We start from the raw sequence: 21,787 nt of genomic DNA on the forward strand, positions 1-21,787 counted from the left end.
TGATCGGGTCAGCCCTGCTGACCTTGGTTCATTTCAACGCACCGACGCGATACCGACGTAATACCGACGTGATACCGAAACCTATTCCGCCGCCACCGCCGCCGGTTTCGCGACGTACGACAGGATCGAATCCGCCGCCTCGCGCCCGTCGCGGATCGCCCAGACCACAAGGCTCGCCCCCCGCACGATATCGCCCACCGCGAACACGCCTTCGAGGCTTGTATGGTGCGTCCGGAAGTCGGCCTTGATGGTGCCCCAGCGGGTCACCTCCAGCTCGTCGACGCCCCACAGCGTCGGCAGGTCCTCGGGCTCGAACCCAAGCGCCTTCACCACCAGGTCCGCGTCCTCGACATAGTCCGATCCCTCGATCAGCTCCGGCATCTGCCGTCCTGTCGCATCGGGCGCGCCAAGCCGCATCCGCTGGGTCATCACGCCCGTCACGCTGTCGCCCGCGAACCCCTTGGGCGCGGACAGCCAGACGAATTCCACGCCCTCTTCCTCGGCATTCTGAACCTCGCGCTGCGAGCCCGGCATGTTGGCCTTGTCCCTGCGATAGAGACACTTCACGCTCACCGCACCCTGCCGGATCGCGGTCCGCACGCAGTCCATCGCGGTGTCGCCGCCGCCCACCACGACCACGCGCTTGCCCGCTGCGTTCAACTCGCCCGTGTCGTATTCCGGCACCTCGTCGCCGAAGCTCTTCCGGTTCGAGGCCGTCAGGTAATCGATGGCCCGCACGATGCCCTTGGCCCCGCTGCCGGGTCCGCCCAGGTCGCGGCTCTTGTAGACGCCGGTGGCGATCAGCACGGCATCATGCTTGGCGCGGATGTCGTCGAACGACAGGTCCACACCCACGTCGCAGTTCAGCACGAAGGTCACGCCGCCCTGCTCCAGCTGCTCGACGCGGCGCATGACCACGTCCTTCTCCAGCTTGAAGCCCGGAATGCCATAGGTCATCAGCCCGCCCGCGCGGTCATAGCGGTCATAGACCGTGACCTGCACGCCCGCACGCCGCAGCCGGTCCGCCGCCGCCAGCCCGCCGGGCCCCGCGCCGATGATACCGATGCTTTCCGACCGCTCGACCTTCGGCGCGATGGGCATGACCCAGCCCTGCTCCCAGGCCGTATCGGTGATGTACTTCTCGACCGATCCGATGGTGACCGTGCCGTGGCCGGACTGCTCTATGACGCAGTTGCCTTCGCACAGCCGGTCCTGCGGACAGATCCGCCCGCAGATCTCGGGAAAGGTGTTTGTCGACTGGCTGACGTCGTAGGCCTCGCGCAACCTTCCCTCGGCCGTCAACATCAGCCAGTCGGGAATGTTGTTGTGCAGCGGGCAATGCGTCTGGCAGTAGGGCACGCCGCACTGGCTGCAGCGGCTCGACTGCTCCTGCGCCTTCCGGTCCGCATACTCGGCATAGATCTCGTGAAAGTCCGTCCGGCGCTCGCTCGCGTCACGCTTCTGGGGCATGTCGCGTGGTACGCTGACAAACTTGAGCATGGGATTCTCTGCCATCGTCCATCTCCCTGTGGCACGGCCCTCTTACGTCGGTTCGAAAGTAATTAAAAGTCATATGTGCTGACCTATATGCGAAAGTTTTCGCCTGTCGCGGCGCAACTTTGCACCTTTCGAAGTATAATTAGGTCCGGTATGCGACCAATTCTTTCTCTTTCCTCGGAGTCACAAAGGGTTAGAGTGCGGCCTCCTTGACTCACTTCGCGGATCCCGATGCCCCTCCTTCACCTCATGCTCATCGCACTCGTCCAGGGCATCACGGAATTCCTGCCCATTTCCTCGTCCGGGCACCTGATTCTCCTCCCCTATCTCACCGGGCTCGAGGATCAGGGACAGGTCATCGACGTCGCCGTCCACGTCGGCACCTTGGGCGCTGTCGTCCTCTATTTCTGGCCCGACGTCCGCCGTGCCATCTTCGGCACGCTCCAGTTGGCCACCTTCAGAACCGACACGGAGGACGCCCGCCTCGCCCTCAACCTCGCCATCGCCACCGTTCCAGTCGTCATCGTCGGCCTGATCCTCTCGGTCACGGGCGCCGAGGACGCGATGCGCTCGGTCAAGGTCGTCGCCTGGGCCACCATCGTCTTCGGCATCGTCCTCTGGTGGTCCGATCGCAGCGGCCCGACGACGCGCGTCGCCGAAGACTGGACGATGCGCCACGCCCTCGTCATGGGTCTCTGGCAGGTCATCGCCCTGATCCCCGGCACCTCGCGCTCCGGCATCACCATCACCGGCGCGCGCTTCCTGGGCTACGAGCGTTCGGACGCGGCCCGTCTGTCGATGCTGATGTCGATCCCCACGATCCTCGCCTCGGGCGTGCTGCTCGGCGCCGAAGTCGCCGCCGACATGAACACCGCCGCCGCCCGCGACGGCGCCATCGCAGCCGCCTTCGCCTTCGTCGCCGCCCTGGGCGCGTTGCACGTCATGATGCGGCTATTGCGCAGCGTCAGCTTCACGCCCTACGTCATCTACCGTCTGGTGATGGGGGCCGTGCTGCTGGCGATCGCCTACGCCTAGTGGCGCAGGTTCCGCTTCCCGCGCGTCAGGTCGGAATACTGGCCATCGGGCCGGAACTGCCAGAGGTAGGACGGGATGACCGCCTCGGCCGCCATCGGCGCAACGCCAAGCTCCGCGAAACCCCTGGCATTCTCGGACACCACGTTGTCGTGGCGCAACTGGATCAGCTGGTCGGACGTCACCGGAGCCTTGAACAGCCCGCCCGTCACGAAGGACAGCGCCCCCGTCACCGCCGCGATGATGCGCCCCGCCCAGAACGGCAGGCCGACAATCAGCGCTCGCCTGCGGATCACGTCCAGCATGGTCCGGATCACCTCGCGGAAGTCCATCACGTCCGGTCCGCCAAGCTCATAAATCCCGGGAGCCGCCTGCCCGGTGACGCCCGCCACAGCAGCTTGGGCGACGTCATCGACATAGACTGGCTGGAACTTGGTCGACGCGCCGAACAGCGGCAAGACCGGCGACATCCGCGCCATGCCCGCGAAGCGATTGAAGAACTGGTCCTCGGGTCCGAAGGCGACCGAGGGACGCAAGATGACGGCGGTCGGAAAGGCCGCGAGGACATCCTCCTCGCCCCGGCCTTTCGACCTGGCATAGGCGCTGTCGCCCTCGGCATCGGCCCCGATGGCCGAGATATGGACGAGCCGCGCCACGCCCTCCTCGGCCGCGATCCGCGCAATCCGCTCGGCGCCCAGGTGCTGAAGCGCGTCCATCGAGTTCCGCCCCCTGGTCTCGAAGGTCCCGACGCAGTTCACCACAGCTTCCGCACCCCGCGTCGCGGCGCGCACGCTGTCGTCGTCGCGGATATTGCAAAACACCGCCTCGACCTGTCCGACGGTGCCATAGGGCTTGACGAAATGAGCCTCGTTCGGGCGGCGGACGGCCACGCGGACGCGCCATCCCTGGCGCGCCATGCGGCGGGCGACATAGCGGCCGACGAAGCCCGAACCCCCGAATATCGTGACAAGTCTGGCCATCGTCTGACCCTCCGTCCGTTCCGCCCGAGGGTGTAGCCGCCGCACCCCCTCCGGGCAAGGCGCATTTCGCCGCGAATGCCGTTGACAGCCTTTCGAGTCATGCCTATTTCACGCGCTCACGACACCTGCCCAGGTGGCGGAATTGGTAGACGCGCTGGCTTCAGGTGCCAGTGTCCTTACGGACGTGGAGGTTCGAGTCCTCTCCTGGGCACCAGTCGTTCCCCACCGGCGTTTGCGGCGTAGACATAACGGCTGATCTCGCCCGCACGGGTCAGCCAGATCGACTCCCGCTGCCCTGCGATATGCGCCAGGGCACCGCGCAGCCGCCGAAGACGATGCGGCTGTCCGACGATGTAGGGGTGAAGCGCGACCCCCATGACCAGGGGCTGGTCGGCGGACTGAAGCAGCATCTCTTCGAAGGCATCCACGATCATCTCTGCGAACTGGGACGCGCTGTCCTTTCTGGCGACGATGGCCGGGATGTCGTTCAGCTCCTGCGGATAGGGGATCGACAGGATGCGGCCCGTACGGGTCGTCATCCACACCGGCTGATCGTCCATGCACCAGTTGAGCGTATAGGTGTAGCCGGCCTCGACGAGCAGATCAGGGGTGACCGGGCTCTCCGCGATCCAGGGGCTGAGCCAGCCTTGGGGTGCGACGCCCTCGGCGACCCGGATGGTCCTGGTCGCCTCCTCGATCATCCGACGCTCGGCATCTTCGGACATAGTGCTCTGCCGCTCGGAGTTCGTTCGACCGTGTCCGGCGATCTCGTCGCCACGAGCCCGCACAGCTGCCATCAACTCCGGGGCGAAATCGTACATGGCGCTGTTCGCGAGGACGGTCGCGGGCAGACGCAAGTCGTCGAACAGTCGAAGAAGTCGCCACGCCCCCACACGATTGCCATAGTCGCGCCAGGCATAATTTAGAACATCGGGCTGAGGTCCGGCGGGCGCAAGCTCGGCGCCGAGCCCTTCGCCGAAAGCGAAGTGCTCGAGGTTCACGCCCAAGTAGACCGCCAGACGCTTTCCCTCGGGCCAGGAAAAGTCGGCGCGGTCAGTGATCGCACTGTAGCCATAGCGCGCGTGCGTTGGCAGCGTCACAGCGGCGCTTCAGCAAGTCCGTGCCGGTCGAGCAGGATCTCGGCGCTGTCGTTCCAGACCTGGCTTTCGACGATCAGCCCGTCGCGGACGGTGAAGATGTCGATGTAGCGATTCGTCTCGAAGGCCGTGCCATCCGGCCATTCACCATAGAGATACCCGGTGTTGAAGACCCTGACCTCTCCCGTGGTCTCGTCGAAGGCGGCATCGGTGCGCAGGAATCGCTTCTTCACCCATTTGTAGCGTCTGGCGTTGAACGCCGCGCTGTCCGCGGGGGAGGTGAAGGTCCGCCCGCCCGTAAAGATCAGACGGAAACCCGGCGCGATGTGCCGCGCGGCGCCCTCCGGGTCGGGCACCATGGAAAGCTCGAGGTAGGTCTCAACCGTCCGGCGAGCGGCGGCGAGGAGGCTGTGGGTTTCACTCATGGTCATCGCCTCCGTTCGATCATTGAAGCGCGAGGGCTGCCGCTGCGACGGCGAGGACCGCAGACGCCGCGACACCGTCGATCAGCCGTGCGCCCGTCCGCATTGCAAGCTCGGCGCGCAGATGCGCCATCCCGGCACACCCCAGCACGACGGTCTCGGCGCCGTCGGCGAGGGCTCGTTTGATCTCGTCCGTCAGGATGTCCAGTGTCTCTGGCCTGCCTTCTTCGATCGTGAGCACGGGAAGCCCACTGGCCCGAACCGATACGCAGTTTTGCCCGAAACCCTGCGCATCGATGTTTCCCTCGATGACTGGCACGGAGGCCGCCGTCGAGGTTACGACCGAAAAGCGCTGCCCCAGAAGCGCGGCAGCGAGGTAGGACGCCTGCCCGATTCCCAACACCGGACACGACGCGACCTGCCGCGCTTCGGCAAGACCCGTGTCGTCGAAACACGCAATGACGATGACGTCGGCGCCGCCCTCCGCCGCGTCCGACAGACGCGTCAGCATCCCTGGAACCGCCGCAAGCCCGTCCTCGAAGCCTTGGATCGATGAGGGACCGTCGTCGTTGGTGACTCCCGACACGGTCGCCTCGGAGGCCGCCGAACGGGCAACCGCGACGACGCTTTGGGTCATGGCGTCGGTCGAGTTAGGGTTGACGTACACCAGGCGCATCACACGCCTTTGCCAGCATCCGACCCAAGGCGGGCCCTACGCCTTTGAATGATCAGGACGGTCGCGATGAAGCTTCCGATGATCGCGAAGGAGAACAGCGTCGTCAGCGTGCCGAGGGCATAGATGACGGGCGTCGTCACATTCGTCGTCATTCCGAAGATCTCCAGCGGCAGCGTGTTGTAACTGCCGGCGGTCAGAAGAGTGCGCGCGAATTCATCGTAGGACAGGGTGAAGCCAAAGAGCGCCACGCCCAGCAACGATGGCGCGATGATGGGGAGGACGACGTACCTTATCGTCTGCCAGGCCGTCGCTCCCTGGTCGCGGGCGGCCTCCTCGTAGGATTTGTCGAAACGGTTGAAGACAGCAAACATGATCAGCAACCCGAAGGGCAGCGTCCAGGTGAGCTGCGAACCGAGGCCGGAGGTCGCCCAGTGAATCTTCAGGCCGAGTTGGGAAAAGATCAGCCCTACGCCAAGCGAGATCAGGATAGAGGGGATTACGAGAGAGGCGATCGCGAGGTAGAACAGCACCCCCGAGCCCGCAAACCGCTTCCGGAACGCGAGCCCGGCCATGACCGAGATCACGACGGTCGTGACCATGACGATCAGCCCAAGCGCGAAGGAGCGTCGGAACGCCCCCCAGATGTCGCCCACAGCCTGCTCCTGGAACAGGTCCGCGAACCAGTGCAGTGACACGCCTCGCATCGGGAAGGTCAGCCCGCCGCTCGGCCCCTGGAAGCTGAGAATGCCGATGGTGATCGTCGGGCCATACAGAAACAGGACGAACAGGCCGAAGAAGGCGGAAAGGACGTAGAAGCTTCGCGGGCGCGGCTCCATCTCAAAGCTCCTTCCGGATGTTCACGAAGCGCAGAAGGATGCCGATCACGATCAGCACGGTGCACAGCAGCACAACGGCCGTCGCCGCCGCCGAAGGATACTGCAGCAGTCCGATGTCGTTCGAAATCAGCCGGCCGACGTTGGCCTTCTGCGACCCCGACATGAAGCGGACGGTGATGAAGTCGCCCATCACCAGCGTCACGACGAAGATGGTGCCGATCATTATCCCCGGCTTGGTCAGCGGCAGGATGACATGCACCAGCGTCTGCAAACCCGAGGCGCCGTTGTCGCGGGCAGCCTCGAGGAGCGACTTGTCGATCCGCATCATCGTGTTGAAGACCGGCACGACCATGAACAGCGTGTAGAGGTGCACGAAGGCGAGGATCACCGCGAAATCCGAGTAGAGCAGCCACTCCAGCGGCTGGTCGATCACGCCCCAGTCGATCAGAGTCTGGTTGGCGATGCCGTTGCGTCCAAGGAAGGGGATCCAGGATATCATCCGGATGATGTTCGAGGTCCAGAAGGGGATCGTGCATAGCAGGAACAGCGCGATCTGCATGGTCTGGCTGCGGATGTGGAAGGCGAGGAAGTAGGCCACGGTGAAGCCGATGGCGAGGGTCACGGCCCAGGTAATGGAGGCATACTTGAAGGTCGCGAAAAAGACCCGGTAGGTGACGTCCGATCCGAACAGGAACTCGTAGTTCTCGAATGAAAAGGCCGGGATGATCGAAAACTCGGTCGCCCGCCAGAAACTGACCGTCACGATCATCGCTATGGGAGCGACAAGGAACGCGAGGAGGACGAGCGTCAACGGCGCCGCCTGAAGCCAGCCGCCCACGTTTGCCCCAATCCCGGCTCCGCGACGCGCCGGCCTTGCGGCAGCAACATCGCCCGGGGCTCCGCTTATGGCCCTGTCTGTCAGCGTTTCGGTCATCGGCCCTTCCCGGCGAGAGGCTGGCGCGGGGCGACAGCCCCGCGCCAAAGATCATCAGGCTGCGATGAACTCGTTCCACTTGCGGACCATGTACTGGTTCTCGTCCATCACCGCGTTCCAGCAGGCGACCGCGCCCATGCGCGAGTAGAAGTCGCCGCCATCGCGGACCTCGCCCGCCTGGGCAAGAGTGTCGCCGGTGGGCGAGGTGATGACGTCGGTGGCTTCCTTGCCCTCGAACCAGTAGCCCCACTCGTTCTCGGACATGAACTCCTTCGAGGTCTCGGGCACGGCCGAGTAGTAGCCCTGCCGCATCAGATAGCCGCCGACCCACCCGGAGAGATACCAGTTGATGTAGTCATACGCTGCATCCAACTCCATGCCGCTCAGCGACTTTGAAAGCCCGATTCCACCGCCCCATGAGCGGTAACCCTCTTTCAGCGGCTGGTAGACGCAGGGGATCCCGCGCGACTTGACCGCAGTGATCGCGGGCGACCACATCGACTGGATCACCACCTCGCCCGATGACATCAGATTCACGCTCTCGTCGAAGGTCTTCCAGAAGGCGCGGAACTGGCCGTTCTGCTTGGCTTCCGTGAAGATCGCCATGGTCTTGTCGATCTCCTCCTTCGTCATGTTGCCCTTGTCGCCGTACTGGACCTCGCCCATGGCCTCGCAGACCATCGCCATGTCCATAATGCCGATGGACGAGATGTCGAGGATCGAGGCCTTGCCCTTGAACTCGGGGTTCAGAAGCTCGGTCCAGCTTTCGATGGGACGTCCGATCAGGTCGGGGCGGATCCCCAGGGTGTCGGCGTTGTAGATGGTCGGGATCAGCGTCATCCATCCCGTCTCGCTATCGGCGAATGTGGTGCCGTCGGGCCCCTCGACGAAGCCCACGCTATGCGGCGCCGTGCCCTGCGCAATCACGCTTTCGGGCGTCAGTTTCCCGTCGCGGAAGATGCCGACGATCTTGTCGTAGTTGGCGATCTTCGAGGTATCCATGGCCTGGAGGTTGCCGGTCGGCCAGACCTTCTTGCAGATCCAGTACTCGATGTCTGCGATGTCGAAGCTGTCGGGCTGAGTGGCCGCGCGCTGCGTCACGCTGTCGGAATCGAGGGCTGTCATTTCCAGCGTGAAGCCCAGGTCTTCCTTCACCTTCTGTGCCACGTCGTTCAGGTTCGACACCCCTGTGCCGAACTGGCGCAACGTGATGTTCTTGATCTCCTGCGCCCAGATCATCGGCGCGGGAAGCGCGGTTGCCGCCACGGCGGCGGCGCCGCTCTTCAGAAGCGACCGGCGGGTGTATCCTACTTTTGCCATTTTATTCTCTCTGTCCGTTCGTGAGTTGTTTGTCTGGAGGCCGTCAGGCCATGAGGCGGTAAAGCCGCCCTTCGTCCCAGGCGAGGCCGACGGCATCGCCTGGGGTTTTCGGATCCGCAAAGAACGCGCCCTCGGGGACCAGTGCCAGGACCTCGGCACTTCCGAGCTTCGCCGTCACCGCCACCCTGTCGCCCTGGTACTCGACCTGGGAGACCGTCGCGGGCCGACCGTCATCGGTCAGCCTCACCTCATCGGCGCGGAGCGCAAAGCGGCCGCCGTCGAGGTCCATGATGTTGTGTCCACCGATGAAGCGAGCGACGAACTCGGTCTTTGGCGCGCCGAAGACATCGCGCGCCGATCCGGCCTGCTCGATCACCGCGTTGTTCATCACCACGATCTCGTCGGCGAGAGCCAGCGCCTCGTCCTGCGAGTGCGTGACGTGGATGAAGGATATGCCAAGCTCCCGCTGGAGCCGCTTAAGCTCGCCCCGGACACGGATGCGGAGGAACGGGTCAAGCGCCGACAGCGGTTCGTCGAGCAGCAGGACGCGCGGTTTCGTCACAAGCGCACGCGCCAGCGCCACGCGCTGCTGCTGACCGCCGGAAAGCTGCGCGGGCAGACGCTCGGCGAGGTGCGTCATGTCCACGAGCGCCAGCATCTCGTCCGCGGCCCTGTGGCGCGCAATCTTCTCGACACCCTTCATCCGCAGCGAGAAGGCGACGTTGTCCCGAACTGAAAGGTGCGGGAACAGGGCGTAGCTTTGAAACATCATCGCCGTTCCGCGCTTTGCCGGCGGCAGGACCGTGATGTCCTGACCGTCGAGCACGATCTCGCCCTCGGTGGCACTCTCGTGCCCGGCGATCATGCGCAGCGTTGTGGACTTGCCGCATCCAGAGGGCCCGAGAAGGCAGACATAAGTGCCGTTCCGAAAGACGTGATTGATGTCCTTCACAGCCAGCGTGTCGCCGTAGCGTTTAGTCAGGTGAACAAGTTCGAGATCCTTGCCCGTCCGCATCGCACGCCCCCTCGTTCGCTGCCTCTGTGGAAAGGTTGGTGTGAGTCGGCTGCGGAAGTGCAGGCGAAAGCGAAGCCGAACAGGTCTCTGACAGAGAGTGCGCAAACCCTGGGCTGACAAGAAGGGTCGGTGCCTACAATTGCACCCTTTTGTGTATACAATCAGAGGGCGGATGATCGACGCGCCTTGCCGGCGTTGGTTAGGGCGGTCACGGTGAGATTACTCAAAGGCAAAGAAGGACGGCATGGACGGCGAAGAAGCGACGATCACCAGCGACAGGATCGCCCACGAACTTGCCGACGCGATCCACGAACATCGCATCGCGCCGGGGTCGAAGCTGAACGAGGATGAAGTCGGCGTCATCTTCGGAGTGAGCCGCACCGTGGCGCGGGCCGCACTCCAGTCGCTGTCGCACCAGCGCCTTGTCGATCTGCGCAGAAACCGTGGGGCCTTTGTCGCGCAGCCGTCGGTGCGCGAAGCGCATGAGGTCTTCGAGGCCCGCGCCCTGCTTGAACCCAGAACCGCCAGATCCGCCGCCGAGCGCATGACTGATGACGCAGTGCTTCGCCTCCGCCGTCACCTGGAGGACGAGCACTCGGCGCTCAGGGAAGACCGCCTGGGCCGGGCTCTGCACCTCTCAGGGCTGTTTCACATCGAAATCGCGCGCATCGCCGAGCAGACGACAATCGAGGAGATCATCAAGCAACTGGTCTCACGATCCTCGCTGATCATCGCGCTTTACTGGAGAAGAAAGCTGGCGGTCTGCGAAAGCCACGCACACAACGCCCTGATCTCGGCCTTGGCACAGCATGACGGAGAACTGGCAGAAGAGCTCATGAAAAACCATCTCCTCGATCTTCTCGCATCGCTCGACCTGAGCAACCCGGTAAGAACTCCCGGTCCCCTGAAGGAAGCCCTTCGCCGATGACGGCGCCAGAAATCCGGGTCGCCGGTATCGAAGAGGTGCGCGCCATGCTCGATTGGGCCGAGGCCGAGGGTTGGAATCCCGGTCTCGATGACGCCGAAGCCTTCCTTGCTGCCGACCCAAGCGGATTTTTCCTCGCGCAGGTCGATGGCGCGCCTGTCGCGGCGATCTCGGTCGTCAATCATTCGGACGCCTTCGCCTTCCTTGGCCTTTACATCTGTCGCAAGGATTTTCGTGGCCAAGGCATCGGCTTCGCTCTCTGGAAGCACGCTCTCGAACACGCGGGCTCCCGCACCGTGGGACTGGACGGTGTAGCCGCTCAGGAAGCGAACTACGCAAAATCCGGCTTCGTTCGTTCGGGCGCCACTGTGCGCTACGAGGGATGCATCGAACCTCTCGACGCGGTGACAGTCCGCGATCTGCGACCGACAGACCTGGCGGCCATCCTGACGCTCGATGCCGATGCGAACGGATACTCGCGGACGGCGTTCCTCGCCGCGTGGCTGACACCCACGGACCTCCGGAAAAGCGTCGTCCTGTCCAGTGGTGCTGCTCTGAGAGGCTTCGCCACCATTCGCAGATGCCACGCCGGGGTGAAGATCGGTCCGATTGTCGCGCCGGACCCGGAAGCAGCGTTTGCCCTGATGAGGGCAGTCCTGCTGCGACTTCCATCCACCCGTGTGATCGCGGACGTACCCTCGGGCAACACGGCATTTTCGACGCTTCTCACACGTGAAGGCTTCTCCGAGACCTTTGCCACGGCGCGGATGTATCGCGGACGTGACCCTGTTGAGTCGGATGCACTGAGGGCGATTGCGACAATGGAGCTGGGCTAAGGCGATCACGTCTGCCGGCATAACCGCACTGTTCGCGGCAGTTGACCCCTTAAACCCTGTCAGAGTGAACATTAGCTTCAAATTGATTTCATTCTGCGTCATATAAGAAATCTCGAATATGATAGTCCGGGAGCGGAGCGGTGCAACCGATGACCAGCAAGACGGATGCGACCTGGCTCGACCGCTTTGCCGGGCTCTCACGCCTTGAGCCCCCAATCAAGGAGCTCCTCCTGCGGCGAAGCCAGATCATCGAGGTACCTGCCGACACAGTGATCTTCGGTCCCGGCAAGTCGCCCGAGAACATGCTGTTCCTGCTTGATGGAACGGTGCGTGTGCAGCAGGTGTCGGAATCGGGGCGCGAGATCGTGCTCTATCGCATCAACGCCGGCGAAAGCTGCGTGCTGACGACCGCCTGCCTTCTCGCCTACGACGACTATTCCGCTGAAGGCTATGCCGAGACGGCGGTCCGCGCGGCCGCTGTGCCACGCCAGGTGTTCGACGACCTCGTCGCGCAATCGAAGACCTTCCGGCAGTTTGTCTTCTCGGCCTTTTCCAAGCGCATCACAGACCTGTTCCTCGTTATCGACGAGGTTGCGTTCCAGAGGATGGACGTTCGCCTTGCGCAGAAGCTGATCGAGTTGTCACATGGCGAGGACACCATAGAAACGACGCACCAGAAGCTGTCGGTCGAACTGGGCACCGCGCGCGAGGTGGTGTCGCGCCAGCTTCAGGAATTCCAACGGCGCGGCTGGGTCGAACAATCTCGCGGCACAGTCCGTCTTCTCGACCGGAGCGCGCTGAGCGACCTCGCCGCCTGAACGCGCGTCGAGCGTGACTTAGTCACGGAAGACCGGATCGCGACTCGTTAGAACGACAGGCATCGACAGGACACATGACCATGCAATCGCTTCGACTTCACCAGATGGACCCGGCCCCGTGACAATGGAAACCGCATTCACCCCCCTTCAGTCGCTGAGCGGCGGCGTCCTGATCGGACTGGCCGCCGTCCTCCTGATGGCCGTCATGGGCCGCGTCATGGGGGCGACCGGCATCCTCGCCGGCGTGATGAGCCCTTCGGATCGCTCGGACTTCGCCTGGCGCGCGGCCGCCGTACTGGGGATGGTCAGCGGTCCCGCCGCTGTGTGGGCTATGACGGGCGCCCTGCCCGCCGTGCAAGTCCCGGTTTCGACGCCAATGCTTCTTGTCGGCGGCTTCGTCGTCGGCGTCGGCGTCACGTACGGGTCGGGCTGCACCAGCGGCCACGGCGTCTGCGGCATGGCGCGCTTGTCGCCCCGGTCGATCGCCGCGACCCTGACCTTCATGGTGACGACCTTCGCCACCGTCTTCGTCGTCCGCCATGTCGTGGGAGGCTGAATCATGCGTATCCTGGCAAGCTACCTGATCGGTCTCGTGTTCGGCGTCGGCATCTCGATCTCCGGCATGGCGAACCCGGCGAAGGTCCTGAATTTCTTCGACCTGTTCGGGACCTGGGATCCGAGCCTGGCCTTCGTCATGGGTGGCGCGGTTGTCACGGCCTTCATCGGCTACCGCTACGCTCTGAAGCGTCCCAAGCCCATTCTCGAAGGTCGGTTCCAGCTTCCGACGCGTCGCGACCTCGACCGGCCCCTGATCCTCGGTTCCGCCACCTTCGGTGTGGGCTGGGGCATCGCGGGCTTCTGCCCGGGCGGCGCGATCCCCGCGCTCGGCACCGGGCGCACCGAAGTGGTCCTGTTCATGGCGGCGCTCCTCGCCGGCATCCTGACCGCAAAGACATTGCAACGCCGCCGCGCCTCGCGACTTGCGGCGACCTGACCCTGAGGAGGGAAGACATGACCTACCCTGTCAACATGAGCGTTCATCCCGACGTTTCGGCCCACTTCGACCCGGCGACCAACACGATCAGCTACATCGTGAAGGACCCCTCCAGCGACCATTGCGCCATCGTCGACAGCGTCATGGACATCGACTACGCCGCCGGGCGGATCACCTACGATCATGCCGACAGGCTGATCGACGAGGTGCGGAGTCGCGGTCTGACGCTGGACTGGATCATCGAGACTCACGTCCACGCCGACCACCTGTCCGCCGCGCCCTACATCCAGGAGAAGCTGGGCGGCAAGATCGGCATCGGTTCGAAGATCATGGTCGTGCAGGAGACCTTTGGGAAGATCTTCAACGAAGGCACCGAGTTCCAGCGCGACGGATCGCAGTTCGACGCGCTGCTCGAGGACGGCGACACCTATAGGATCGGCAACATGGAGGCCTTTGCCATCTACACGCCAGGCCACACGCCGGCCTGCATGACGCATGTCATGGGCGACGCTGCCTTCGTGGGCGACACTCTTTTCATGCCGGACGGCGGATCAGCGCGCGCGGACTTTCCGGGCGGAGACGCCGGAACGCTCTACGACTCGATCCAGAAGGTCCTGGCGCTGCCGGACGACATGCGGCTTTTCATGTGCCACGACTACGGCCCGAACGGTCGCGACATCCAATGGGAAACCTCGGTCGGCGACGAGAAGGCGCACAACATCCACGTCGGGAAGGGCGCGACGCGCGAGGAATTCATCAAGTTCCGGACCGAACGCGACGCGACGCTCGACATGCCCAAGCTGATCCTGCCTTCGCTGCAGGTGAACATGCGCGCGGGCGAAGTGCCTCGCGACAAGGACGGGAACCCGATGCTGAAGGTTCCGCTGAGCGGTCTCTGAGTTTCGGTCCCGGGCCTCACTGGCCCGGGACACCACCCCCATCCCGAGGAACCATCATGAGCGACGTCGACCTGAAGCCAGTGACCGCCAAGCTGTCCGTGTCGCCGCAGATCGGCGTCGAGGACCTTCCGGTCCTGAAAGACGCGGGGTTCCGCGCCATCATCTGCAACCGTCCGGACGGCGAGGGCCCGGACCAGCCGACCTTCGACGAGATCGCGTCGGCAGCGCAGAGCCTCGGTCTGGAGGCCCGCTATCTCCCGATCGTCGCCGGCAAGGTTTCCGACGAGGACGCGATCGACTTCGGACGGACCCTCGACGCCCTTCCCGGCCCCGTCCTCGCCTATTGCCGGACCGGGACGCGGTCGATCACGCTCTGGTCGCTCAGCCAGGCCGACCGTCTGTCCGTCGCCGACATCCTCGCAACGACCCAGGCTGCGGGATACGACATGGGCGGCGTGGTGCGCCGTATCGCGAACGGCGGACGCACCCCGACCGACCGGGCCGACGTGTCCTACGATGTCGTCATCGTGGGCGCCGGCGCGGCAGGGATCGCGGTTGCCTCAAGCCTCAAGTCCCGCAAGCCCGACCTCGACGTCGCCATCGTCGACCCAGCCGATATCCACTACTACCAGCCCGGCTGGACCATGGTCGGAGGCGGCATCTTCGACGCCAAGGACACGGTCCGCACCATGGGCTCGCTGATCCCGAAGGGCGTCGCCTGGATCAAGGCCGCTGTCGCGGCGTTCGAGCCGAAGGACAACGCCGTCATCCTGGACGGCTGCCGGGTCATAAAATACGGTCGTCTGATCGTTTGCCCTGGTCTGAAGCTCGATTGGAACAAGATCGAGGGCCTGGTCGACACGCTCGGCAAGAACGGCGTCACGTCGAACTATCGCTACGACCTGGCGCCCTATACCTGGCAGCTTGTGCAGGGCATGACGAAGGGCCGCGCGGTGTTCACCCAGCCTCCGATGCCGATCAAATGTGCGGGCGCGCCTCAAAAGGCGCTGTACCTGTCGGGCGACCACTGGTTCCGCCGCGGCGTTCTCAAGGACATAGACATTCAGTTCATGAACGCCGGCGGGGTCCTCTTCGGTGTGAAGGATTATTTGCCCGCGCTCGAGGAGTACATCCGCAAGTATTCTGCGACGGTCAACTTCTTCCACAACCTCGTCGCCATCGACGGACCGTCGCGGAAGGCGTGGTTCGCCGTCTCGAAACCCGACACGGCCGTGGAGAAGGTCGAGGTGGAGTTCGACATGATTCATGTCGTCCCGCCCCAGACTGCGCCAGACTTCATCCGCGTGTCGCCGCTTGCCGACGCCGCAGGGTGGATTGACGTCGATCAGGCGACGCTGAGGCACAAGACCTACGACAATATCTGGTCGCTGGGTGACGCAATGAACGCGCCCAACGCCAAGACCGCCGCCGCCGCCCGCATTCAGGCACCGATCGTGGCCGAGAACGTTGTCGCCGACATCGCCGGCAAGGCGCCCGTCGCCCAGTACAACGGCTACGGATCCTGTCCCCTCACCGTCGAGCGTGGCAAGATCGTTCTAGCCGAGTTCGGGTATGGCGGCACCATGCTTCCCAGCTTCCCCAAGGCCGTCATCGACGGCACAAAGCCCTCGCGCCTGGCGTGGCTTCTGAAGGAGAAGATCCTGCCGCCGGTCTACTGGCAGGGTATGCTGAAGGGTCGGGAATGGATGGCGAAACCGACACCGCTTCGCACCTCAGCCAAGTGACGGTCGCCGCAAACTCAAAGAAGTCAGGCAAGGGCCGCATGATCGCGCTCAGACGATACCTTCCCATAGCGGACTGGGGACGCAGCTACGACCGTGGGGCGTTCTCGAACGACCTCGTGGCTGCCGTGATCGTGACGATCATGCTGATCCCGCAGTCGCTGGCCTACGCGCTTCTGGCCGGCCTGCCACCCGAGGCCGGTCTTTACGCTTCGATCGCGCCGATCCTTCTCTACGCCGTCTTCGGCACCAGCCGCGCGCTGGCCGTGGGTCCGGTCGCCGTCGTCTCGTTGATGACCGCCGCCGCCTTGGGGCAGATCGCCGAGCAAGGCACGATGGGCTATGCCGCCGCGGCGCTGACGCTGGCCTTCCTGTCGGGCGCGATGCTGCTGGCCATGGGCCTGTTCCGTTTGGGTTTCGTTGCGAACTTCCTGTCGCACCCGGTCATCGCAGGCTTCATCACGGCCTCGGGCATCCTGATCGCCGCAAGTCAGCTGAAGCATATCCTCGGAGTCGCGGCCGAGGGGCACACTCTGCCCATCATGCTGGGTTCGCTCTTCGAACATCTGGGCGAGACGAACCCGATCACCCTTGTCATCGGCATCGCTGCGACGGCCTTCCTGTTCTGGGTGCGCAAGGGCCTGAAGCCCATGTTGAGGAACATGGGCGTCGGACCGAAGGCTGCCGACTTCGTCACCAAGGCCGGTCCGGTCGCCGCCGTCTTCGTGACGACGTTTGCGGTCTGGGCGCTAGGGCTCGAAGAGCGCGGCGTCAGGATCGTGGGCGAGGTGCCGCAAAGTCTGCCGCCGCTCACGCTGCCGCCGATGTCGCTCGACCTGCTCGAAGCCCTCGTCTTGCCGGCCTTCCTCATTTCGATCATCGGCTTCGTCGAATCCATCTCGGTCGCCCAGACACTCGCCGCAAAGAAACGACAGCGCATCGACCCCAATCAGGAGCTGATCGGCCTCGGCGCAGCCAACCTCGGCGCGGCCTTCACCGGCGGCTATCCCGTCACCGGCGGCTTCGCGCGATCCGTCGTCAACTTCGACGCCGGCGCCGAGACCCCTGCGGCCGGCGCATTTACCGCCGTCGGACTGGCCATCGCTGCCGTCGCGCTGACGCCGCTGGTCTATTACCTGCCGCAGGCCACGCTGGCCGCCACGATCATCGTTGCTGTCCTCAGCCTCGTGGACTTCTCGATCCTCAAGCGTGCATGGATCTACTCCAAGTCGGACTTCGCCGCTGTTCTCGCCACCATCCTCCTGACCCTCGTTGCGGGGGTCGAGGTCGGCGTGTCGGCAGGGGTCGGACTGTCGATCCTGCTGCACCTCTACCGCACCTCACGCCCGCATATCGCCGAGGTCGGCCGCGTGCCGGGCACCGAGCATTTCCGCAACATTCACCGCCACAAGGTCGAAACCGATCCGCGTGTCCTGACCCTTCGGGTCGACGAAAGTCTCTACTTCGCCAACGCGCGCTTCCTCGAGGATTTCCTGCACAACCGCATCGCGCGCGACCCGCAGATCAAGCACGTCATCCTGCAATGCACGGCCGTCAACGACGTTGACCTCAGCGCGCTCGAGTCGTTGGAGGAGATCAACCGGCGGCTGGCGGAGATGGGTGTGACCCTGCACCTGTCCGAGGTGAAGGGTCCGGTGATGGACCGCCTGCAGAAGGTGCATTTCCTGCAGGATCTGACCGGGAAGGTTTTCCTGACCCAGTTCGAGGCCGTGAAGGCGATCACCCGGCCTGCGTGACGACCATATCGGCCGGCAGACGATGCGCCGCAATGCGCCGGGCATTCGCCATGTCGTTGCCTTCGGCCCGCGCCTCGGCGGCGTCAGGATCAAGGCCGTGGTCCAGCCATCGTTGCACCAACCGCCGCTTCAGCACCGCCTCGGGGACATCGATCCAAATCGATACGTCCCAGTGCGAGGCCAAGTCGCGCCATCCGGGTTCGTCCAGCAGCAGATAGTTGCCCTCGATCACCACGACCCTGTCGTTTGGTGACACACGCGCCGCTCCCGGCACGGTGCAATCGCGCGTTCGGTCGAAGACCGGCACCGGCACCACGTCCTCCTGGGGCAGTCGCGCGATGAGGTCCGCGAAGCCTGCCAGGTCGAAGGTCTCGGGCGCACCCTTGCGGTGGAGCAGTCCCATCTCGACTAACCTGGGGTTCTCGAGGTGAAAGCCGTCCATCGGCACAAGCGTTGCGGGACATCCGCGTGCCCGCAGGTCAGACACAAGCGTCTCGGCCAGGGTAGACTTGCCAGAGGCGGGTGGGCCAGCAAGAGCCACAAGCCGCCGACGGTGTTCCCAGTCCAGCGCAGAAATCCTGTCCAGGATCACGCTGTCAGCTTCGATCATCGGTGTCTCCCGTTTCATTGCGCACCCTGGGTCTCAACCCCCTTGATGCCAAGCGGGAGGCTGGTGCATCAAGCCCCAGACCTTCAGGAGACAGCGCGTGGCCAACCATCTTCACAAGAACGATCTGCCGGATGGCCTCGACCTCGGGCGTTCGGTCGCCATCGACTGCGAGACGATGGGGCTAAATCCGCACCGCGACCGGCTGTGCCTCGTCCAACTGTCGTCCGGTGACGGCAACGCGCACCTCGTGCAGATCGACCGGGGGCAGACTTCGGCTCCAAACCTGGAACGGCTGTTGCGCGACCCGGATGTCCTCAAGCTGTTTCATTTCGGCCGCTTCGACATTGCGGTGATGTATCATGCCTTCGGCGCGTTGGCGGCGCCGGTCTACTGCACCAAGATCGCGTCCAAGCTGATCCGGACCTACACCGACCGTCACGGGCTGAAGAACCTGCTGGAAGAGCTTCTGAACATCGACATCTCGAAGCTCCAGCAGATGAGCGATTGGGGCGCCGCAACGCTGACCGACGGACAGCTTGCCTATGCAGCTTCCGATGTTCTCTACCTCCACCGCCTCAAGGAGAAGCTCGACGCGCGTCTCGACCGCGAAGGCCGCACCGACCTTGCGCAAGCCGCCTTCGACTTCCTTCCCACCCGCGCCCGGCTGGATCTCGCCGGCTGGCCGGAAGACGACATCTTCGCGCACTGAGCGAAACCGCCTATATGGACCCGCATGGATGCCGCCGACAGATACTCCCGCCTCGTTCACTGGCTGAAGATCGCGCTGCCTCTGGCGGCCCTGGCGATCCTGTCGACGCTATTCTTCGTTGCCGAGACCCTGAACCCCGAAGCCGCCATTCCTTATGCCGAAGTCGACGTCGACCGCATCCTGCGTGAGCAGGGGGTGACGCGGCCCTCTTTCGGCGGTGTCACCGCAGGCGGAATCGCCATCGCGGTCACTGCAGATTCCGTGCGACCTTCGCCCGACGCGCCGCAGACGATGGACGGCACGACGCTGAACGCCACACTCGACTTGCCGTCCGGCGGCCACATCGAGATCACCAGCCCCTCGGGCCGGGTCGATGGCACGACCCAGACGGCGGCGCTGTCAGGCGGGGCGCGGCTGGAAAGCTCGACCGGCTACACCGTGACGACCGACCGCATCACCGCTTCGGTCATCGACGGAAGCGTCGTTTCCGAGGGTGGCGTGTCCGCCACCGGCCCAGCAGGACACATCGAGGCCGGCAGGATGGAACTCAGGCGCAGCGAGGACGGTACCTATCGCCTTGTCTTCGGCGACGGCGTCCGGTTGATATATCGGCCAACTCCGTGAAGGATGCTTCCGTGAACCAACGTCTTCTCCCTCTCGTCCTGTGTCTCGTCGCGGGGACCGCCTTCGCGCAGGGTGCCGACATCGCGCTCGGCACGCAAACCTTCGACCGTACACAGCCGGTGGAGGTGACGGCCGACGAGCTTTCCATCGACCAGGCAAGCGGCCAGGCCGTCTTCGACGGTAATGTCCTTGTCGTTCAGGGCGAGGTCAGGCTGTCGGCCGGCAAGGTGACGGTCGAGTATTCCACCGAGGGTACAGCGCCGAACGGCGTGTCCCGTCTCATCGCCTCCGACGGCGTCACCTTCGTCACGCCCGCCGAAGCGATCGAGGCGCGGGAGGCAACCTATTCTGTCGCCGATGGAACGGTTCGACTGTCGGGCGACGTCATCCTGACCCAGGGTCAGAATGCGATCGCGGGCGAAACGCTGACCCTGGACCTCAACGCCGGCTCCGGGCGGATGGAGGGTCGTGTCCGCACGGTCTTCACGCCGGGGGGAAACTGATGCCCGCACCGGCACTTACCGTCTCGGACGGCGATCAGGGCCTGAAGGTCCGGAACCTTCGAAAGTCCTACAAGCGACGGCCCGTCATCCGGGACGTCAGCCTCGATTTGCACCGGGGCGAGGTAGTGGCGCTGCTGGGACCGAACGGCTCGGGCAAGACGACCTGCTTCTATTCCATCGCCGGCCTCGTCATGCCGGACGGCGGACAGGTCACCATCGACGGCCGCGACGTGACAACTTTCCCGATGTACCGCCGCGCACAGCTGGGAATCGGCTACCTGCCGCAGGAGCGCTCGATCTTCCAGGGCTTGAATGTCGAGGACAATATCCTCGCAATTCTCGAGATTGTTGAGAAAGACAGGACAAAGCGGCGCGAGCGGCTAGAGGAACTTCTGAACGACTTCTCCATCGCCCACCTCCGACGCACGCCCTCGGTCGCCCTTTCGGGCGGTGAGCGCCGCAGATGCGAGATCGCGCGCAGCCTTGCGGCGAATCCGAAGTACCTGTTGCTCGACGAACCATTCCCCGGCATCGACCCGATCGCCGTCGGCGACATCCGCGACCTGGTGTTCGAACTGAAGGATCGCGGCATTGGCGTCCTGATCACCGATCACAACGTCCGAGAGACGCTCGAGATCGTGGATAGAGCTTATATCCTTCACGACGGCGCAGTCCTGATGAGCGGAACCGCAGACGAGGTGGTGAAGGACGAGAAGGTTCGTCGGGTCTACCTCGGCCAGAGCTTCAGGATTTCCTGACAACCGGAACCTAAGGATTTGTTGACAGTTACGGGCGCTTTGTCGCCAAATGAGGGGAATGAACCACGCCGTCCTTGACCTGGGTCGTGTCACGAACACTGCAGCGCAAACCCGCTGCGAGGACGGTCGGCTTTCGTGACGTATGACAGTCCCGGTCCGCACTTCCGCGGGCCGTAACGGATGGGAGACGCAGATGCAGTACCAGATCACCGGCAAGCAGATCGACATTGGCGAGGCACTTCAGACCCATGTCAAAACCTGTATCGACGAGGTGGTCGGCAAGTACGCAGGACGTCCGACGGACGCAGGCATCGTCTTTTCGAAGAGCGGTCACGAGTACGTCTGCGAAGCGGTCATTCATCTCTCGACGGGCCTGACGGCTCAGGCCAAGGGGCATGATCACGAAATCTACGCCGCCTTCGACAAGTGCTGTGCAAAGATGGAAAAGCAGCTTCGACGCTACAAGCGTCGGCTGAAAGATCATCACAGGGAGCGGCCGGTTGAATCCTTCGGCGTGTCCTCTTATATCCTCGCCTCGTCGGAAGACGGGGGTGACGCGGAACCTGAAACGCTCCAGCCCATGATCATCGCCGAAATGCAGACAAAGATTCCCTCTTTGTCTGTCGGCGAAGCGGTCATGCAGATGGAGCTTGCGGGGGCGCCGGTCCTGATCTTTCAAAACGAAAAGCAGGGGTCCGGCGTGAATGTGGTTTATCGCCGGGAAGACGGTAACATTGGCTGGATCGATCCGAACTAGGGGATAGCTCGGGTACGGCGCCACTTGTCGGCGGGACGCGATAAGT

General features: G+C 64.0%; 24 protein-coding genes and 1 tRNA gene. 15 read left to right on the plus strand and 10 right to left on the minus strand.

The window, feature by feature from the left end; genetic code table 11:
- Nucleotides 1-81 precede the first annotated feature (81 nt).
- Nucleotides 82-1,515, minus strand: a complete 1,434-nt coding sequence (locus C8D95_RS10400) for an NAD(P)-dependent oxidoreductase (RefSeq protein WP_109759122.1) — start codon at nucleotides 1,513-1,515, stop codon at nucleotides 82-84.
- 213 nt (nucleotides 1,516-1,728) lie between these two features.
- Here C8D95_RS10400 and C8D95_RS10405 point away from each other — a divergent pair, with 213 nt between their 5' ends.
- Nucleotides 1,729-2,532, plus strand: coding sequence for an undecaprenyl-diphosphate phosphatase (locus C8D95_RS10405; RefSeq protein WP_109759123.1), 804 nt, complete (start codon nucleotides 1,729-1,731; stop codon nucleotides 2,530-2,532).
- Here C8D95_RS10405 and C8D95_RS10410 read toward each other — a convergent pair.
- Nucleotides 2,529-3,509, minus strand: a complete 981-nt coding sequence (locus C8D95_RS10410) for a complex I NDUFA9 subunit family protein (RefSeq protein WP_109759124.1) — start codon at nucleotides 3,507-3,509, stop codon at nucleotides 2,529-2,531. The genes C8D95_RS10405 and C8D95_RS10410 overlap by 4 nt on opposite strands.
- Nucleotides 3,510-3,636: 127 nt before the next feature.
- On the opposite strand from C8D95_RS10410, the gene C8D95_RS10415 reads away from it, so the two are divergent.
- Nucleotides 3,637-3,723: transfer RNA gene (locus C8D95_RS10415), tRNA-Leu, on the plus strand.
- On the opposite strand, the gene C8D95_RS10420 is transcribed toward C8D95_RS10415, so the two are convergent.
- From C8D95_RS10420 to C8D95_RS10450, 7 genes are all read right to left on the minus strand, one after another.
- Nucleotides 3,686-4,609, minus strand: a complete 924-nt coding sequence (locus tag C8D95_RS10420) for a polysaccharide deacetylase family protein (protein ID WP_109759125.1) — start codon at nucleotides 4,607-4,609, stop codon at nucleotides 3,686-3,688. The two genes, C8D95_RS10415 and C8D95_RS10420, sit on opposite strands and share 38 nt — an antisense overlap.
- Nucleotides 4,606-5,031, minus strand: a complete 426-nt coding sequence (locus C8D95_RS10425) for a nuclear transport factor 2-like protein (RefSeq protein WP_109759366.1) — start codon at nucleotides 5,029-5,031, stop codon at nucleotides 4,606-4,608. Before C8D95_RS10425 ends, C8D95_RS10420 begins: the two co-directional genes overlap by 4 nt.
- A 19-nt stretch (nucleotides 5,032-5,050) precedes the next feature.
- Nucleotides 5,051-5,704: an aspartate/glutamate racemase family protein gene (locus C8D95_RS10430; protein WP_109759126.1), complete on the minus strand. Its 654-nt coding sequence runs from the start codon at nucleotides 5,702-5,704 to the stop codon at nucleotides 5,051-5,053.
- Nucleotides 5,704-6,540 (minus strand): ABC transporter permease, encoded by an 837-nt coding sequence (locus tag C8D95_RS10435; RefSeq protein ID WP_109759127.1) that lies wholly within the window; start codon nucleotides 6,538-6,540, stop codon nucleotides 5,704-5,706. Before C8D95_RS10435 ends, C8D95_RS10430 begins: the two co-directional genes overlap by 1 nt.
- 1 nt (nucleotide 6,541) lies before the next feature.
- On the minus strand, nucleotides 6,542-7,378 hold the full coding sequence (locus tag C8D95_RS10440) for an ABC transporter permease (RefSeq protein ID WP_428842849.1): 837 nt from the start codon (nucleotides 7,376-7,378) through the stop codon (nucleotides 6,542-6,544).
- A 150-nt stretch (nucleotides 7,379-7,528) separates the two neighbouring features.
- The gene (locus C8D95_RS10445) at nucleotides 7,529-8,794 is read right to left on the minus strand and encodes an ABC transporter substrate-binding protein (protein WP_109759129.1); all 1,266 of its coding nucleotides are present in this window, start codon (nucleotides 8,792-8,794) and stop codon (nucleotides 7,529-7,531) included.
- A 43-nt stretch (nucleotides 8,795-8,837) separates the two neighbouring features.
- Nucleotides 8,838-9,809 carry an ABC transporter ATP-binding protein gene (locus C8D95_RS10450; protein ID WP_109759130.1) on the minus strand — a complete coding sequence of 324 codons (972 nt, stop codon included), beginning with the start codon at nucleotides 9,807-9,809 and terminating at the stop codon, nucleotides 8,838-8,840.
- A 244-nt stretch (nucleotides 9,810-10,053) separates the two neighbouring features.
- Between C8D95_RS10450 and C8D95_RS10455 the strand changes: the two genes are divergently transcribed.
- The 8 genes from C8D95_RS10455 to C8D95_RS10490 all read left to right on the plus strand — a co-directional run bounded on the left by C8D95_RS10455 (nucleotide 10,054) and on the right by C8D95_RS10490 (nucleotide 17,780).
- On the plus strand, nucleotides 10,054-10,737 hold the full coding sequence (locus C8D95_RS10455) for a GntR family transcriptional regulator (RefSeq protein WP_109759131.1): 684 nt from the start codon (nucleotides 10,054-10,056) through the stop codon (nucleotides 10,735-10,737).
- Nucleotides 10,734-11,570 carry a GNAT family N-acetyltransferase gene (locus C8D95_RS10460; protein WP_109759132.1) on the plus strand — a complete coding sequence of 279 codons (837 nt, stop codon included), beginning with the start codon at nucleotides 10,734-10,736 and terminating at the stop codon, nucleotides 11,568-11,570. The genes C8D95_RS10455 and C8D95_RS10460 overlap by 4 nt, the downstream gene beginning before the upstream one ends.
- Before the next feature lie 149 nt (nucleotides 11,571-11,719).
- Nucleotides 11,720-12,388, plus strand: coding sequence for a Crp/Fnr family transcriptional regulator (locus C8D95_RS10465; protein WP_109759133.1), 669 nt, complete (start codon nucleotides 11,720-11,722; stop codon nucleotides 12,386-12,388).
- 124 nt (nucleotides 12,389-12,512) lie between these two features.
- Nucleotides 12,513-12,944, plus strand: a complete 432-nt coding sequence (locus C8D95_RS10470; protein ID WP_109759134.1) for a YeeE/YedE family protein — start codon at nucleotides 12,513-12,515, stop codon at nucleotides 12,942-12,944.
- Nucleotides 12,945-12,947: 3 nt separating this feature from the next.
- A complete protein-coding gene (locus C8D95_RS10475) occupies nucleotides 12,948-13,382 on the plus strand; it encodes a DUF6691 family protein (protein ID WP_109759135.1) in 435 nt (144 codons plus the stop codon).
- Nucleotides 13,383-13,399: 17 nt separating this feature from the next.
- On the plus strand, nucleotides 13,400-14,281 hold the full coding sequence (locus C8D95_RS10480; RefSeq protein WP_109759136.1) for an MBL fold metallo-hydrolase: 882 nt from the start codon (nucleotides 13,400-13,402) through the stop codon (nucleotides 14,279-14,281).
- A gap of 56 nt (nucleotides 14,282-14,337) precedes the next feature.
- Complete coding sequence (locus C8D95_RS10485; protein WP_109759137.1) at nucleotides 14,338-16,026, plus strand: bifunctional protein tyrosine phosphatase family protein/NAD(P)/FAD-dependent oxidoreductase; 1,689 nt, start codon at nucleotides 14,338-14,340, stop codon at nucleotides 16,024-16,026.
- 38 nt (nucleotides 16,027-16,064) lie between these two features.
- Complete coding sequence (locus C8D95_RS10490) at nucleotides 16,065-17,780, plus strand: SulP family inorganic anion transporter (protein WP_109759367.1); 1,716 nt, start codon at nucleotides 16,065-16,067, stop codon at nucleotides 17,778-17,780.
- Here the strand turns inward: C8D95_RS10490 and C8D95_RS10495 are convergent.
- Complete coding sequence (locus C8D95_RS10495) at nucleotides 17,764-18,390, minus strand: nucleoside triphosphate hydrolase (RefSeq protein WP_109759138.1); 627 nt, start codon at nucleotides 18,388-18,390, stop codon at nucleotides 17,764-17,766. The two genes, C8D95_RS10490 and C8D95_RS10495, sit on opposite strands and share 17 nt — an antisense overlap.
- A 97-nt stretch (nucleotides 18,391-18,487) precedes the next feature.
- On the opposite strand from C8D95_RS10495, the gene C8D95_RS10500 reads away from it, so the two are divergent.
- From C8D95_RS10500 to hpf, 5 genes are all read left to right on the plus strand, one after another.
- Nucleotides 18,488-19,099: a ribonuclease D gene (locus C8D95_RS10500; RefSeq protein ID WP_109759139.1), complete on the plus strand. Its 612-nt coding sequence runs from the start codon at nucleotides 18,488-18,490 to the stop codon at nucleotides 19,097-19,099.
- Nucleotides 19,100-19,123: 24 nt separating this feature from the next.
- The gene (gene lptC / locus C8D95_RS10505; RefSeq protein ID WP_109759140.1) at nucleotides 19,124-19,723 is read left to right on the plus strand and encodes an LPS export ABC transporter periplasmic protein LptC; all 600 of its coding nucleotides are present in this window, start codon (nucleotides 19,124-19,126) and stop codon (nucleotides 19,721-19,723) included.
- Between the two features lie 11 nt (nucleotides 19,724-19,734).
- The gene (lptA, locus tag C8D95_RS10510) at nucleotides 19,735-20,226 is read left to right on the plus strand and encodes a lipopolysaccharide transport periplasmic protein LptA (RefSeq protein ID WP_109759141.1); all 492 of its coding nucleotides are present in this window, start codon (nucleotides 19,735-19,737) and stop codon (nucleotides 20,224-20,226) included.
- Nucleotides 20,226-20,984, plus strand: coding sequence for an LPS export ABC transporter ATP-binding protein (gene lptB, locus C8D95_RS10515; RefSeq protein WP_109759142.1), 759 nt, complete (start codon nucleotides 20,226-20,228; stop codon nucleotides 20,982-20,984). The genes lptA and lptB overlap by 1 nt, the downstream gene beginning before the upstream one ends.
- 193 nt (nucleotides 20,985-21,177) lie before the next feature.
- Nucleotides 21,178-21,741, plus strand: coding sequence for a ribosome hibernation-promoting factor, HPF/YfiA family (gene hpf / locus C8D95_RS10520; RefSeq protein ID WP_109759143.1), 564 nt, complete (start codon nucleotides 21,178-21,180; stop codon nucleotides 21,739-21,741).
- Nucleotides 21,742-21,787 lie beyond the last annotated feature (46 nt).

The organism is Silicimonas algicola (assembly GCF_003148765.1).
Lineage (GTDB): Bacteria > Pseudomonadota > Alphaproteobacteria > Rhodobacterales > Rhodobacteraceae > Silicimonas > Silicimonas algicola.